Raw genomic sequence first — 16,586 nt, 5'->3', positions numbered from 1 at the left:
TGCTCTAATAATTCTTTAACAACCTCTACATGGCCACGCTCAGATGCAGAAATAAGTGCTGTCCCACCTGACCTAGTCGTTTCTTTCGTATTAACTCCTGCATTAATTAATACTTTTACAATATCCGTATATCCTTCTCTACTTGCATAAAGAAGTGGATTACTTTTTTTCTCATCTTTAATTTCAATATTAGCACCTGCACCAATTAATGCTTTAACTGTCTCTACATGATTTTGGTACGTCGCTGCAAGGACAGGCGTTTCTCCGTTGTCACCTTCTACGTTTATATTCGCTCCATCCTGAATCAACTTCATAGCTGTCTCTGTGTCTCCAAGAGTAGCTGAAAGTAACAACTGTTTGTCCATTAAATTTATACTTTTCTCTTCTTTAGATTCTTCCTGTTCTTTATGCTTCTCTTTTTTCTTCTCATTTTTCACATGAACCGGTTTCGATTCTGGTTCTTCTTGCTTATCGCAAGCCACTACCGTCATTAAAAGTCCTAATAAAATACATAATAAAATTTTTTGTTTTCTCACAACTACAGCTCCTATGAAAGATAATGTTTTCTTAACCATTCCTCCATCACATACAATAACTCTTCTTGATTACATTTATCCATAAGCCCTTTAGATTCCTTCTTTAATCGGATTATCTTAAGCTTATACTATGTTTCTCAACCTATTGAAATGATACGCCTGATGGCCCCATCATTAACATTATGAAGCAATTAGTTTAGCACGTTTTTACCGCATTTGTATACATTTCTAAAAAGTACATAAATGATTGCTTTAGGTTACTATATTCCATTGTAACCGTTCTGCTAAAAATTTTACACCTTTTCTATATTTGCACCTGAGTAATAATAGAAAAAGACAACTACATAGTTGTCTTTTCCTATTAATGATGTCCACCATGATTTCCTGCTTTCGGTTTCCCCATCATCTCTTTATTCATTTCCCATTTATGCTCTGCTAGCTCTTTATACGAAAGAACTTTCCCCTTATAGTTAGATACAAATCTCTCTGCATCTTTTTTATTTTTAAATGAAATGACATTATAAGCCATCGGTGTCGTTATTGTTTTATCATATACGTAAGTAGCGTCTTCTAACGAAATCCAATCTTTCGAATCATAATCTCGGACAAATTTCTCTTTCGTCTTTTCATCTGAGTTGATCTCCATCCATTTATACATACAACCGATATCATCAAACTTTAACGCTTTTCCATTTTCTAAAATAATTTCTGTTGCAAATTGATTATCTGTTACCCCAATTTGGCAAATATCACATTTATCATGTTTCTCATCAATGGCAACAGCTGCTGTTTCCTTTTTCCCACACCCGACTACCGTAAATACGAAACATAAACATATAGCAAGTACGACATATTTTACTTTCATCAATATTCCTCCCTAGAAACCGTATACTCCACGAAAAGAATACCAAAAGGTTGTGTGAGATTTGTGAAAAAACAATGTGCTTTTTGTAATATAGGAAACAAAAAAAGATGTGTAGTTATTTCTACACATCTCTCATCACTCGCAACCTGTAATTAACAAATCATCTTCTAATTTAACTAATAATGTATCCGCACTAATTTCCTGTCCAACTTCTACATTTACCAATCTTATATTTCCACTAATCCCGACTGCAATTTTTTTAAGCTCACCGTCATTTTTTCGGATCATCAGTAATTTTTCCCATTCATATACGTAAGAAGATTCATTAATAAAAATCTCCTCTACTTTTCCTTCATAAGAGCTATAAATCTCTTCAATTCTCGTTTTCATATAACATCTACTCCCTATTTCACACTTCACTATTTTCATCTTATTCTACCATTCTTACGAGAAGCAGCTTACTTTTTAAAAATTCAAATTAACTACCGTGAACAAAATGAACAAAATAAAAATTATGCTTCTAATGATGTTATTTTTCAAATTATTTACCATTTGAATAGATGCTTTTATTATAAATAAAAAACCTTTTTCTGAATTTTTATTCTATTTTGAAAGCGCAATCATTCTTTTGAGGGGGAAATTACATGTTAGCACTACTTGGATTTGCGATGGTATTTGTCTTTATGTTTTTAATTATGACGAAACGTATGTCAGCGCTAGTAGCATTAATATTAATTCCGAGTGTTTTTGCATTAATTGGCGGATTCTATGCCGATATGGGACCTATGATGTTAGAGGGGATCCAAAAATTAGCACCTACTGGTATTATGCTTATGTTCGCTATTTTATATTTTGGGATTATGATTGATAGCGGTTTATTCGATCCTGTCATTAGTAAGATTTTAAAATTTGTAAAAGGAGATCCTTTAAAAATCGTTGTCGGAACGGCTATATTGACTATTATCGTTTCTCTAGATGGTGATGGTACAACAACATACATGATTACAGTTTCCGCAATGTATCCACTATATAAGCGCCTTGGAATGAACCCCCTCATATTAGCTGGAGTTGTTATGTTAGGGGCAGGGGTAACAAATCTTACACCTTGGGGTGGACCCACAGCTCGTGTTATGAGCGCACTTGGGCTTGAGGCTTCCGAATTATTTACACCTCTTATTCCAGGAATGATTGCTGGTGCAATTTGGGTTGTTTTCGTTGCCTACTATCTTGGAAAAAAAGAAAGAAAACGTTTAGGAATTATGGATGTACAGTATTTAAAACAAATGCAAACAATGGATGAGCAAGCTGCAACTGTCGAAGCAGCAGTGCATAAACGCCCTAAACTTCTATGGATTAACTTTTTATTAACCGCCACATTACTTGTCTGTCTCATACTAGAAGTTATGCCATTACCTGTTTTATTTACAGTCGCTTTTGCTATCGCTGTTATGATTAACTATCCAAACTTAGAGCAACAGAAAGAACGTATTGCTTCTCATGCTGGGAATGTATTAGCAGTTGTTTCTCTCGTATTTGCTGCCGGTATTTTCACTGGTATTTTATCTGGAACAAAAATGGTAGATGCAATGGCTAACAGTGTAGTAACTCTTATACCAGATGCACTTGGACCACAATTGCCAATTATTACAGCACTTCTCAGTATGCCATTCACATTTTTCATGTCTAATGATGCATTTTACTTCGGGGTATTACCTATTTTGACGAAAGCTGCTGCTACTTACGGAATTAGTGCAGCTGAAATGGGACGCGCTTCCTTACTTGGGCAACCCGTTCACTTATTAAGTCCTCTTGTCGCTTCCACTTATTTATTGGTCGGAATGGCAAAAGTTGATTTCGGTGAACATCAACGCTTCACTTTATTGTGGGCCGTTGGAACGACAATGGTTATGTTAATTACCGGAATTGTAATTGGGATTATTCCAATATAAGATGCAAAAAAAACAGTAGAAGGAATAAAATCCTCTACTGTTTTTTATTATGAAGAAACAAGAAAATAACGTCTCTCGGGTCTCCCAACACTTCCATATATTAGCTCTGCGTGGACTTTCTTCCCAGATATCAAATACTCTAAATAACGCCTTGCCGTTGATCGGCTTACGCCTACCATTGAACTTAGCACCTCTGCTGTAATCCCTTCTTCATTAACTGTTAACATATGCTTTTTTATTTTCGCTAAAGTTAAAGGATCTATCCCTTTCGGGGCATATTCTATTTGATCTCCCTTCACCCCTCTTTGAGACCATAAATATTCAATTTGCTCCGTAGATAATTGATTATTTTTCTTTAACTGTATAATCTTTTTTTGATAGCCTTCCAGACTTGCTTTAAATCGATCAAACATTAGTGGCTTTACGATATAATCTGTTACTCCGCCCCGCAGGGCGTGCCTCACTACATCTGTTTCCGATGCCGCTGTAATCATAATAATATCTGTATCGTGCAAATGATGTCTAATATATGTGACAAGTTCCGTTCCTTGCATATCAGGTAAGTACACATCTAATAAAACAAGCTGTGGCTTCACAAGCTCTAGCCATTCTTTCGCTTGTTCTCCAGTCGTTGCCGTTCCAATTACTTTAAATCCCTCAATTTTCTCAGTAAAACGACGATGAATGTCAGCAATCCGAATATCATCTTCTACAATTAATACTTCAATCTCCTCACCCATTACTATTCGCCTCTCTCTTTCGGTAGTGCAATAATAAATAACGCACCACCTAAATCCCCTTTTTCAATTGCAATACTTCCATTTAAATCTTCTACTAACTCTTTCACTTTTGCTAATCCATATCCTCGCTCTCCTCCTTCTTTCGTCGAAAAGCCTTTATAGAATATGCTAGTAATTATTTCATCATGAATCCCTTGCCCTGAATCTTCCACTTCAATTAATATTTCTTCTCCAATATCAGTTACAAACATCCTTACTTTCTTATCATTCTCTTCATTTTTTTCAATTGCTTCAAATGCATTCGTAATTAAATTTCCTAAAATAGAAACGACATAATTACTCTCAATATGTGGACTTAATTTTTCTAAACCACTTTCTCTATCTAGCATAAAATCAATCTTCAACTCTCGTGCTCTATTATAAAATCCAATTAAAATTCCACCTAGCCATGGATTTTGAATCCGCTTCATAATAAATTGAACAAAATCTTGATATACCGCTGTTTCCTTATGAATAAGCTCTAAAGCATCTTCGTATGATTCTAATTGAATAAGACCTGAAAGCGTATACAATAAATTATTATATTCGTGCGCTTGCGCTCGTAATGCCTCTGTATATTGCTTCGTCTGAGATAATTCTGCTGTTAACTGATCCATTTCAGATTTCAAACGTAAGCTCGATACAACACCAGTTACTTTATTCTTTACTTTAATAGGTAGACGGTTCGCAATAACAGCCTGTCCTTTTATATTTAATTGGCGATCAAACTGTTCTTCACCAGTTTGAAGTACATCTAGTATCGTTGAATTAGGAATTACATTTAAAATAAATTCCCCAATAATATTTTGTTGTTTATCTAGCGAAAGAATATCATAAGCTGCTTGATTGACTAAACTAATCATGCCATTTTTATCGATTACAATAATCCCTTCACGTACAGATTGAATCACTGTACTATGCTCTTCATATAAAGATGAAATTTCTTCTGGCTCCATCCCGAACATCATTCTTTTTATACTTGCCGCTAAATATATAGAGCCGATTACTCCAATTAATAGCCCTATTATTGTAATCCAAAATACACGCTTTCCATACACTTCTACCGCTCCATGAATATCAGCCATTGAAAATCCAACAGACACCACACCAATGATTTCATTTTCCTGATTACGGATTGGAACTTTTCCGCGTAATGAAGGGCCTAATGATCCAGTTGCTTTCGAAACATATGATTTTCCTTCTAATAAAACGCCTTTATTATCTCCGCCAACCATTTTTTCTCCTATTTTATCTCGCTCAGGATGCGCATAACGAATCCCCTCTTTGTTTCCAACTACAATGAAGTCAGCCTCTGTATCCATTCGAATTTTTTCTGCGATTGGCTGAATAATAGAAGCTGGATTTTCTTTTTGAAAAGCTTCCTGAATTTCTGGTATCGCGGCAACTGTTTTCGCAACATGCAAAGCCCGTTTCCCAATTTGCTCTTCTACCGTTTCAGATAATATGTAATAAAATAAATAACTCGTTAGCAGAAGTACCACTAAAATAAGTGTACTAATAGTTAATGTAATTCTCGGTTGGAGTTTTAATTTTTTTAATTTCAAAACCATTCCCCTAACATGATTAAAGATAGAATTTAAAGAATATACAGTCTCTTTAATTATACTTAATCATAACACGGTTACTCTATATTTCTTTCTTTTTCTCTTCATAAAAAAAGAAACGAAGTAAAATTATTACCTCGTTTCTTAATATTTGTTATTACACTTTAAACTTACTAATCATCTCTTGTAATTCTTCTGCCATTTGTGATAAATGGACTGCTGCTGCATTTATTTCATCTACTGAAGCTAATTGTTCTTCTGAAGAACCAGCAATATTTTGAACGCTTGCTGCATTTTCTTCAATTGTAGCTGCAATTTCATTAATAGATGCACTTACTTGTTTTGCATCTACCGTCATTTGTTTTGCTACATCTACCATGCTATCAATTTGTACAACTGTATCATTTGTAGACTTCAATATTTCGGCAAAGCTTTGCTTCGTTTCATTTGCAACTACAAGTCCTGATTGTACTTCTGCTCCAACTTGATTCATAGAGCTTACTGTTTCTTTTATATCAAATTGAATCTCTTTCACTAGTTTCCCAATTTCCGTAGAAGACTGTCCTGATTGTTCTGCTAGCTTTCGCACTTCATCTGCTACAATTGCAAATCCTCTTCCTTGCTCTCCAGCTCTCGCAGCCTCAATTGCCGCATTTAACGCTAATAAATTTGTCTGTTCTGCAATATGTTGAATCACTTCAAGGATTGCTCCAATTTGTTTCGACTTATCGTCTAACAAACCAATGATTTTGTCTGACTGTGAAACAGACTCATGAATTAATTGCATTTGATTCACAGTTTGTTCAACTAACTTCCCACCATTTTCAGCTTTTTTCTTCGTATACATAGAGGCTGTAGATACTAATGAAGAACTATCTGCAACACGCTGAATTCCTTCTGTAACTTCTTCTAACAATGTTGCTCCTTCTTCAACTTCTTTCGTTTGTATTTCTGCACCACTTGATACTTGCTCTATCGCCTGTGTAATTTGTTCCGTTGCTTCGCTTGTCTGCTTCATACTAGCTGTTAATTCTTCTGAAGATGCCGCTACATGACTTGCTGAAGTGTTTATATTGGAAATGACACTTTGTAACGATGCAGCCATCTCGTTAAAACTTTCTCCTAGCTGTCCAATTTCATCTTTAGAATGAACTGTAATTGATTCTGTTAAATCACCTTCACTAATCTTCTTCGATGATATGACAAGTTGTTTTAACGGTTTAATAATAGACGCAATTATGAAGTAAATTACAATCCCACCGATTATTAGTGAAATTCCAAGAACAGTTACTGTTTTATAGAAAATAGGTTCAGCCGCTTCGATAATTTCTTTGGAAGGCATAATTCCTGCTATTTTCCACCCAGTTTTCTTATTCGTTTTAAAAGTGATATTGCGATCTTCACCATCTAATGAATAATGAAAATCCCCAGCTTCCTGTTTATACAATTCTTTACTAAGTTTCTCTTCTAATTTCTCTCCTGGCTTCATTTTCGGGTGCGCTACTACATTTTTATCTTGATCAAATATCGCTACATATCCTTCCTTACCAATATTAACCATCTTGGAAGTAGTAACAATATTATTAATGATTAAGTCAATCCCAAGAACTCCACTTTTATCCTCGTTTTGTTTTGCTAGTGTAATAACAATATTCCCTGTCGTTTTTGACTTATATGGAGCAGTTACAATTACCTCTCCACTTTTCTTCACGGCCTCTTTATACCAATCTCTTTCTGTAGGATTATATCCATCTGGCATCTGAATAGCTGGTGATTGAATGAACTGTCCATTACTAGATCCTGTATAGATTGCTTCCATTTCTGGATGCAGTTTATTGTATTCTTCTAGTTTATTTTGTATGTTTTGAATTTGATCTGCTTGGTAACTTGATTGTGTGAATAATTTCGTAAAATAAGTTGCATCTACTTTTTTACTATCCAATTCTTTATTAATTACATTATCCAAAATTTTTATATTATCTTTCGCCGAGTTTAAAATCGTTTCATTAAAATTCGTCTTCGCCTGTTGATAAGACGTCCAACCAATTACAATACTTGGAAGAATTAAAATAATAATAAATGATACAAGTAACTTTGTTTTTAAACTACTACTCCTTAATTTCCCTTGAAACATACTTCTACCCCTCCATACCGTTTTAAATGTAATTAATTAACATTTAATCTTTCTATAAAAATAATACGATTTAAATGTATCAATGAGACTCTCTATCTTTTTATACATCTAAAGAATTGATACATATCTTTTTCATTCTATATAAATTAAATAATTAAAACAATGTATAAAAATGTATATTATTCGAAATATTATAATTCATAGGAGAACCTCTAGTATTTCACTTACTAGAGGTTCTTTCCACCTTATTATTCTTTATCTTTTTCTACTTCTTTTTTCTTATCTTCTACTACAGATACAACAGGTTTATCACTTGATAATTGTTGCACTGCTCCTTTTCCTGCAAATCCTTCTAATAGCTCTTTTAAGTCAATTCCAGAAGAAGCCTTTAACGTTTCTTGCATCGTTGCCATTAAATCAGTCGCATAGCCCGCAACTTTTCCGGCCCCGCTATTTTTACCACCGCCGCCTGTATCGACAACTGTGATTTTATCAATATTACTAAGCGGACTTGCAACTTCCTTCGCATAACTTGGAAGCATTTTAAGAACCATATCCATAATTGCCGCTTGACCATATAATTCAAATGCTTCAGCAATTTTTTGTTTCGCTTCTGCTTCTGCTAAACCTTTTAATCTAATAACATCTGCTTCTGCTGTACCTTGCGCTTTTTGTACTTCCGCTTTCGCTTGACCTTGCGCTTTTTCGATTTCCGCCTTCGCTAAACCTTCCACACGTACTTCTTCCGCACGAGCTCTCGCTTCAGCTTCAATCTTATATTGATCCGCATCTGCCTTTTTAATTTGTTTTACTTTTTCTGCTTCTGCTGATTGCTCAACAGCATAACGATCTGCATCTGCTTTTTTCTTAACTTCTGCATCGTATTGCTTTTCACGACGCGCAATCTCTTTTTCTTCTAACTCGATTTGCTTTTCACGCTCAATGATTTTAACGCGCATTTGCTCTTCTGTAACACCTTGTTGTGCTTTCGCTTGTTGTAATTCGTAAGAAAGATCCGCATCTGCACGTGCTTGCTCTTGTTCTCTCTTATAGGACTGTACTTTTAATTCTTTATGTTTTTCAGCTTCAGCGATTTGTGCATCACGTTGATATTCTGCTTCTTTTGCCTCTTTTTCAGCACGTGCTTTTTCAATACGTGCTTCTTTTTCACGCTCTGCATTTGCAATTGTTGCATCACGCTTAACTGTCGCAATTTGCGGCTGACCAAGCGCATCTAAGTATCCATTTTTATCCATTATTTCTTTAATTGTGAAAGAAACAATGCGAAGTCCCATCTTCTTTAAATCTGTAGAAGCTACTTCATGTACCTTTTGAGCAAATTGCTCTCTATTACTATACGCATCCTCTACTGTCATAGAAGATAAGATTGCACGTAAGTGACCTTCTAAAACCTCTTTTGCTTCTACTTTTAACTCTTCTGTTTCTTTTCCTAAATATTGCTCAGCTGCAGTAGATACTTCTTCAATTGTAGAACCTACTTTAATAATAGAAACACCATTTACTGTAACTGGAACACCTTGCTTCGTATACGTATCACGTGTACCAACTTCTAATTTGTAGTTTAATAGGCTTAAAGGCTCTGCTCTTTGCATAATTGGAACTACGAAAGTACCGCCCCCGCGGATAATCTTAATCTTCTTTCCATCATCAGTGGTAACAACATTCTTTCCTCCACCAAGCCAGTTCCCTGTAACAATTAACGCTTCATCTGGACCAACCGTACGATACTTCGTAATGAATACTAAAATGAGTAGAATTAAAATTGCCAGTAAAACTCCACCGATAATTAATGGAATCGTCATGTAAATTCCCCCTTATAATTTTGGTTTTTTTAAAGAATAAGCGATGTTTTGTACAAGTAAAACACCATCTTGGACTCCCTCGATAATAACCTCTGTTCCTTGCGAAATATCTTTTTTTCCAACAGTTTTAGCTGGGATTGCATTACTTCCAAATTGGGATAAAATTAATACTTCACCAAATCCTTCTGTAGGAATTGTCGTAATGACTTCTCCTTTGCAACCGATAAATTCATCCATACGTTGTACGGTATTTTGTTCTGCTTCTGCAATCGGTTTTAAAATTAGTATTTTCATGATGAAAACACCGATAAAAGATGTAGCAAATGCAGCCCCGAAAATAGTAATACTATTAAAGGAAAATAAGTACTCTCCTATATAACTAAGCCCACATAACATGGCGAAGAAACTAAGTAATAAAGTAACAACGGATACAGATCCGCCCCCAAAACTAAATATCGATTCAAATATATCTCCAAAGAAGATATAAATAACAGTGAGTATAGTAGCAATAATAAATCCATATAAATAAATTGTTTCAAGTGGATAACCAAACAAGACCATTTCTTATCCCCCTTTCTTAAACAATCCCTTTTTTGTTATGTGTATGCCCCACCTCTTTCAAAGATTATTGTTCTTAATTTTCAGTCATTTATCTTTTAAATAAAAGCCTGTAAGACAGGCCTCTAAAAAAGAACAGGAGAAACCTATTGTGACAGGCTCCTCCTAGAAAATAACCGATATATTATATATCTATATAATATACTATTTTCCACAAAAAGTAAAGTTAAACATACATTGGAAAAGCACTTATTTTACTGACAATTCGTATGTTCCATCGCCATTATCATATTTATATACATACAAGTAATACTTACCTGGTTTTGCATTAAATTTTGCTTCTATATAATTCCCATTAGCTTGACCGTAAGCCGCATAATTTTGCATATCTGATTCATGGTGAAGTACCCATGTCATCCCAATTCCATACTCATTTAAAACAGAAATGTCGATATCTTTCGCTAATGCTACATTAAATGTATAAACATCAGTGTGGTCCCCGCCAATAAGACTACCTTTTATAGTACTATTTAGCCCGATACGATTTGCTTCCTCTGGACGATTATTTGGTTCTGATTCTGTTAAACTTCCATCTTTAATCGTAACAGTTGTTTCGCTTCTGCTCTCTTTTCCCTTATCATCTTTTACTCTTAACGATACTTTATAAGAACCTTCTCTTTCATATACATGTACTGGATTCACTTCTGCACTTGTGCTTCCATCTCCAAATTCCCATAAATAAGAAGCAATTTTTCCATCTTCATCGTTTGAGCCATCACTTTTAAATTGAATTCCCTCTTTTACAAGACCACTATAAGGGCCATTTATATTAACCGTTGGAGCTTTATTTTCTCCATCATCTTTTGCGATTCCATGGAAGACTACATCATATTCAAATTCATTTGAGCTATTCACACGATAATTGACGAAGTATGCTGTAACAGTTTTGTAGCCACTCCATTCTTTTTGCGCCAATTGTTCTAAAGATTCATTTACTCTTTTACTCATTTCTTTCCAATCTTCTGATTCACCTTTTGTGACACTACCTGTATACGTACCTTCTAATATAAATGTATTAAAGAATTGAGAATTATGTTTTGTCATTTTTGTATCTTTCATAGGCAACGTATCACTAATTTCTTTCTTCACCGCTGCTAATGACTTCGTTTCATGTTCAGCTAAATAATCATCAGCTACTTCTGGTACAGTGTATGTATCTTGATTATCAATTAACTGCTGCATATACTCTTGATACTCTTTATTTAACTTAGGATCTTTACTTAGATTTTCACGATATGCATCATAATTTTCCACGTCATTCGCACGAATCAAATCTTGAATTTTATCAAATGTTTCAAACTGATGCGTATATAAGTAAGACTGCAATGCGAACGAGTAATTATAGAAATCCCAAGAACCGTATTTAGCAAATAGTGTACGCTCTGCTGTATAACGGCTTGCAGGATCAGATGATAATCCGCTAATTATACTCTTTCTTGGTACAACGTTATTCGTACGAGTAGATCCTGCGAAAAACTCTGCATTTCCTTCTTGGAACCAAGTTAACCTTTCATTTTGATACATATCTCCTCTTCCAAATAGACCTGGTACTTCATATCTACCTTGCAGGTAATGAGTAAATTCATGACGGAATAACTCTTCTAAACTATAAATACTTTGCTCTGGTGTACGCTCATATGTAAAGAATGTACCTGTCTCTTCAATATAAATTCCACCGTTGTTTGTTTCATATCCATACAATTGTCTATTTAACTGATATTCATCTGGACTATTATAAATTACGATCGTTAATACATCATCCGCATTTCCTGGCTCTAACGCTTTGTCATTTCCAATTACACGGTGATACTGTGCCTTTACTTCCTTCGCAGCCCAATATAGTCTCTTAATTTTTTCTTCTGATACTTTATCTCCTGTTTTGAACACAATTGATCCATCGTCGAATGTATATGTTTTTGGTAAGTATTGCTCTTTTCCTTCTTTACGTATTTTCTCTAAATCTACTGTATTCCCGCTATAATCTTTACCATTATAATTTGTTGTAATTTGTTCTACCGCAACAAAATACGGTTCACTTAAGCGCGGGTACATATGCATTGCTTGTGTAACAACCTCTAATCCTTTATTTGGATTGCTATGAAACTTCCCTAAACGGCTAGCAAAATAAATTCCATTATTAACGAGCCATTTATTTTCTGACGTTACTTCATTTAGAAGAGCAATACGATTTATTTCATTAATAAACCCATCTACTTTTCCATACCACATCGTTTCATTCGCTTCTTTACGAGCCTCAGTTAAGTACGACTGTATATCATAGTCAATACCTTGCATAATATCGTATATTGCTTGTCCCTTCATTCGATCATTTACATAAGTAGTATAATTATCATTGTATTGCTTTAAAATATTCGATGCGTATTGAACCGTTTCAACATCGCTTGAAGCATTACTAATTAATTTACCGTATGCAGATACGACTGTATCTTGTTCAACTGTACCAAGCTTAAAGTTTGGATTTTTTGCGATTGCTTTTAAAGCAGGTAAACATTTATCCTGGAAGCTTCTTTCATTTAAGTCGCTTAATTCACTATTATAAAATGCAAGATAAAAAGCTGAACGCAGCACTTCAGTAAACGTTTGAATTCCTTTTGAATCATCTTTCGTAAATGTACTACCTCTATGAGCTAATTCATCTATAATGACTTGCATTTTTCCTTTATCTTTATAAAAAGCCTTTGCATCTTCATTAAACTGGAATAAGTCTGTAATTTGGTGCCATTTAATACTGCCTAACGTTTCAACTAATTCTTGGTCATTCATTTTGTTTAAATCAGCCATTGAATAGCTTTCTTTAACCTGCTTTACTGCAGTTTTCTTCGTAATAGATGCTGGTCGCTGTGAAAAATCTCCTACTTTTAAACGTTCTTGAAATGATAAAGTTTCATCACCTTTTGAAATATGTCCAACTTCATCTACCGACTTTTCAATTCCAACCGGTTTCGTTTTTAACACGTTATACGGTACTTTTTCTTCCGCTGCTGCATGAGTTTGAAGTGCGCCTAACGATAAAGCCATTGTACTAATGCTAAGCATCACTTTATTGATCTTTGATTTCTTGTTCATATCCTGACCCCCTATTTTAATATTCCATTCAAGAATTTAACATAAAATCTGGATGTAACAATATAAAATGCAATATTTCATATTATTTCTTCCTATAATTTGTACATATCGTGAACGCATTGCTCTTTACCTCCCTAAAACAAATTACATCCTTTCACATTATAAAAAGGGAATTTTTTGACAATTAAAAACTTAATTGTTATGATTATTATAATTGTTAACTTTATTAAATAAGGGTGGGATTCTATGATAAAAAAAGAAAACAGTGTATTTTATATCTCCTTCTTGCTAACAACATTATTCATTATATGGGGAATTACCCCAGCAAGTTGGATACAAGGCTACGATTTACAAAGTGTTACATCTTCTTTAAACTCATTTATCCTCAATAAATTTGGATGGTTTTACTCTCTACTTATGACTACAATGATTATTTTGGCTGCTTATTTAGCATTTTCCAAGTACGGTTCTATTCGTCTTGGCAAAGATGGAGAAAAGCCAAAATATAATTATCCATCTTGGCTATCCATGTTGTTTGGGGCAGGAATGGGAATTGGACTCCTCTTTTATGGAATCGCTGAACCGATTTCACATTTTACAGATCCGTTAACAGGAAAAGCAGGTACAGAAGAAAGCGCCAAACTCGCTATGCAATATTCATTTTTCCACTGGGGACTCTTTCCGTGGTCACTATACGCAATGGTCGCTTTAACAATTGCATATTTCACATTCCGCAAACAAAAAGGTAGCACAATTGGGGCTACAGTTACTCCATTATTTAATCGATCGAAAAATTCTCGTATTGGAAAAACAGTTGATATTTTAGCTGTTTTAGCCACAGTGTTTGGCATTGTACCATCTGTTGGGATTGGTGCTCAACAAATTGCTGGAGGATTAAGCTATTTATTCCCTTCCATTCATAACACTTTACTTACCCAGCTCGTACTTATAGCTATCTTCGCTGTTTTATATTTAACAAGTGCACAAACTGGCTTAGATCGTGGGATTAAATATTTGAGTAACTTGAATTTCTCTCTTGCAGGTATTTTACTCATCTCTTTCTTACTTTTAGGGCCAACCGTATTTATTATGAAATATTTCACATCTACACTCGGTTCTTATATTGGAGCTTTGCCTAGTATGGGATTAAATTTAGGAGCATTTAATGAAAAATCTTCTTCTTGGATTGAAAACTGGACTATTTTCTATTGGGGATGGTGGATTTCTTGGTCTCCATTCGTCGGCACATTTATCGCACGTATTTCTAAAGGGCGTACAATAAAAGAATTTATTTTTGGAGTTGTATTAGTCCCAACTCTTATCTGTACATTTTGGTTTGCAGTATTTGGTGGTACCGCAATTCATATGGAAATGTTCCAATCGCTTGGAATAGCTGATGGAATTGCAAAAAATGGTACAGAGATTGGATTATTTGCTGTTATTTCACATCTACCATTCTCTACATTTTTAACGATTATCGGGTTAATTTTAGTAGCCACATTTTTCGTTACTTCTGCCGATTCAGCAACATTTGTTGTTTCAATGCAAACGAGTAACGGAAGCTTATCACCGAAAAATAGTTTAAAACTTATATGGGGATTAACAATCGCGATAATTGCCGCTATTTTATTACAAGCTGGAGGATTAAATGCACTACAAATCGCAGCTATCATCGCAGCACTACCATTTTCTATCGTAGTCGTTCTTATGGTCATTTCGCTCTTTAAGGAGCTGCGAAAAGAAGATGTTAATTTGCAAACAAAAGAAGTATCTCAAAAAATAAAAAAGGTTATGTAACGATTAGCACCTCAAATTACTTCTGAATCCGTAACAACTGAGGGAAAAGTAGATTAATAAAACCCATTCGTATGAAATATAATTTTCATACGAATGGGTTTTCACTCTATTATATAGTGTTGTAAACATGCCTTCTCCTCAAATCCTACTTTCTTGTACAATTTCATCGCACGATCATTATTCGTATTCAAACATAATTCTATCTCCTTCATTCCTTGGAAGGAAATAATATACTGAATTGCCTTTTGTAATAACCGCTCTCCGACACCTTTTCTTCTACTATTTTCAGCGGTTGCAATAAATTCGATATTCGCCTCTTGAAACTCTGGATTTACTTCCACATATACATAACCTTCTAACTTATCATTCTTCATACTTACAAATAATTTATTCGTATTACTTAAACGTTCAATAATTTCGTTTTCGTCATAATATGTATTAGAAAACACATGATTGTGTAAAGCGATAAACTGCTCAAACACTTGTGATAAAGCCTCTTCTACATTACATATAATACGGTGCTCCACAATATTATTTAAAACGAGAATACTATGTCGACCTTGTTCTTTTGCATGTAAATTCCTCATTAAACAGGCACAATTATTATTTTCCACATGATAAAAACCATAAAATCTCTCAATATGAAAAGGCAGCTTTTCTATAAGTTCCTTCCACATATGTAAAGCAACTTCTTCCCAATTCTCTGCGATAATAAACGGCCCCCATATCTCTGCACATTTCTTTACTTCATCCACATCAAATCCTAATAAACCTATTAAATTATTATTCTCATAAGTAGCAACAAAAGATTGTTCCCAGCCTATATCTGAAAAATCATGAATAATTGTCTGTAACAACTCCTCTTTCTCATCTCCACAATAGCCAACATGATGAGTAGCATCTTTATTCATATTCGCAATAAATGCTGCCACCTCTTCAATTTTCAAAATAGAACTGACATACATAACCTCTCCTCCTTCACTAATATATTCACACCTTTTCCATTTATATCCTTCTAAAAAAGACATCACCATAAGCATATTTCAAAATGAAATCGCCATGATAATGTCTTCTCAAAACTCATATAATCATCTTACGTTATAATAAGATAAAACGTTTTTTATTTCTTAAATAATCTCTTTCTAAATACAAACATACTCAGTGCTGAAAGAACTAACGCTATGCCTGAAAGTAATGTTGATGTATTCTCTTGTCCACCTGTTGCTCCTAATGATTTCTTACTTTCTTCTTGCTTATTAACAGCTGGTTTATTTTCTTTCACAACTTGATTATTCACGTTTTGTTCTTGGACTACTGCTGATTGATTTACCGTGTCTTTTGAACCTTCAATTTCTTTTCCTGTTTCTTTTACCTCCGCTTTCGATCCTTCAACTCCTGTTGTTGGCTCGTCCACTTCCTCTTTCGCTTCTTCA

General features: G+C 34.4%; 13 protein-coding genes and 1 pseudogene. 2 read left to right on the top strand and 12 right to left on the bottom strand.

What is annotated here, in order from left to right:
* The 3 genes from MR107_RS25935 to MR107_RS25925 all read right to left on the bottom strand — a co-directional run.
* A partial coding sequence (locus MR107_RS25935; protein ID WP_242292882.1) for an ankyrin repeat domain-containing protein occupies positions 1-575 on the bottom strand: 575 nt, incomplete at its 3' end.
* A 322-nt stretch (positions 576-897) separates the two neighbouring features.
* Positions 898-1,401 (bottom strand): nitrous oxide reductase accessory protein NosL, encoded by a 504-nt coding sequence (locus MR107_RS25930; protein WP_048538433.1) that lies wholly within the window; start codon positions 1,399-1,401, stop codon positions 898-900.
* Between the two features lie 135 nt (positions 1,402-1,536).
* A complete protein-coding gene (locus MR107_RS25925; RefSeq protein ID WP_000857376.1) occupies positions 1,537-1,791 on the bottom strand; it encodes a hypothetical protein in 255 nt (84 codons plus the stop codon).
* A 254-nt stretch (positions 1,792-2,045) separates the two neighbouring features.
* Here MR107_RS25925 and MR107_RS25920 point away from each other — a divergent pair, with 254 nt between their 5' ends.
* Positions 2,046-3,350 carry a CitMHS family transporter gene (locus MR107_RS25920; RefSeq protein ID WP_000880464.1) on the top strand — a complete coding sequence of 435 codons (1,305 nt, stop codon included), beginning with the start codon at positions 2,046-2,048 and terminating at the stop codon, positions 3,348-3,350.
* Between the two features lie 47 nt (positions 3,351-3,397).
* On the opposite strand, the gene MR107_RS25915 is transcribed toward MR107_RS25920, so the two are convergent.
* The 7 genes and pseudogenes from MR107_RS25915 to colA form a co-directional block, all read right to left on the bottom strand.
* Positions 3,398-4,090: a response regulator gene (locus MR107_RS25915; RefSeq protein WP_000503461.1), complete on the bottom strand. Its 693-nt coding sequence runs from the start codon at positions 4,088-4,090 to the stop codon at positions 3,398-3,400.
* A gap of 2 nt (positions 4,091-4,092) precedes the next feature.
* Positions 4,093-5,700 (bottom strand): ATP-binding protein, encoded by a 1,608-nt coding sequence (locus tag MR107_RS25910; protein ID WP_002025277.1) that lies wholly within the window; start codon positions 5,698-5,700, stop codon positions 4,093-4,095.
* A 151-nt stretch (positions 5,701-5,851) separates the two neighbouring features.
* A complete protein-coding gene (locus tag MR107_RS32065) occupies positions 5,852-6,712 on the bottom strand; it encodes a methyl-accepting chemotaxis protein (RefSeq protein ID WP_370622813.1) in 861 nt (286 codons plus the stop codon).
* A gap of 81 nt (positions 6,713-6,793) precedes the next feature.
* Positions 6,794-7,828: pseudogene (locus tag MR107_RS32060) on the bottom strand (HAMP domain-containing protein); the annotation flags it as partial.
* 248 nt (positions 7,829-8,076) lie between these two features.
* Positions 8,077-9,651, bottom strand: coding sequence for a flotillin family protein (locus MR107_RS25900; RefSeq protein WP_000155021.1), 1,575 nt, complete (start codon positions 9,649-9,651; stop codon positions 8,077-8,079).
* A 12-nt stretch (positions 9,652-9,663) separates the two neighbouring features.
* Positions 9,664-10,212 carry an NfeD family protein gene (locus MR107_RS25895; protein ID WP_242292881.1) on the bottom strand — a complete coding sequence of 183 codons (549 nt, stop codon included), beginning with the start codon at positions 10,210-10,212 and terminating at the stop codon, positions 9,664-9,666.
* Between the two features lie 246 nt (positions 10,213-10,458).
* Positions 10,459-13,356 carry a collagenase ColA gene (gene colA / locus MR107_RS25890; RefSeq protein ID WP_242292880.1) on the bottom strand — a complete coding sequence of 966 codons (2,898 nt, stop codon included), beginning with the start codon at positions 13,354-13,356 and terminating at the stop codon, positions 10,459-10,461.
* A gap of 246 nt (positions 13,357-13,602) precedes the next feature.
* Between colA and opuD the strand changes: the two genes are divergently transcribed.
* Positions 13,603-15,153, top strand: a complete 1,551-nt coding sequence (opuD, locus tag MR107_RS25885; protein ID WP_242292879.1) for a glycine betaine transporter OpuD — start codon at positions 13,603-13,605, stop codon at positions 15,151-15,153.
* A 101-nt stretch (positions 15,154-15,254) separates the two neighbouring features.
* On the opposite strand, the gene MR107_RS25880 is transcribed toward opuD, so the two are convergent.
* Both MR107_RS25880 and MR107_RS25875 read right to left on the bottom strand, forming a co-directional pair.
* On the bottom strand, positions 15,255-16,118 hold the full coding sequence (locus tag MR107_RS25880) for a GNAT family N-acetyltransferase (RefSeq protein ID WP_242292878.1): 864 nt from the start codon (positions 16,116-16,118) through the stop codon (positions 15,255-15,257).
* A gap of 155 nt (positions 16,119-16,273) precedes the next feature.
* The coding region (locus tag MR107_RS25875; protein ID WP_242292877.1) for an LPXTG cell wall anchor domain-containing protein at positions 16,274-16,586 on the bottom strand (313 nt) is incomplete at its 5' end.

Origin of the sequence: Bacillus cereus group sp. BfR-BA-01441 (assembly GCF_022663075.1) — a bacterium.
In the GTDB taxonomy this organism is placed as follows: domain Bacteria; phylum Bacillota; class Bacilli; order Bacillales; family Bacillaceae_G; genus Bacillus_A; species Bacillus_A cereus.
This window is presented reverse-complemented; position numbering and strand designations above follow the sequence as displayed.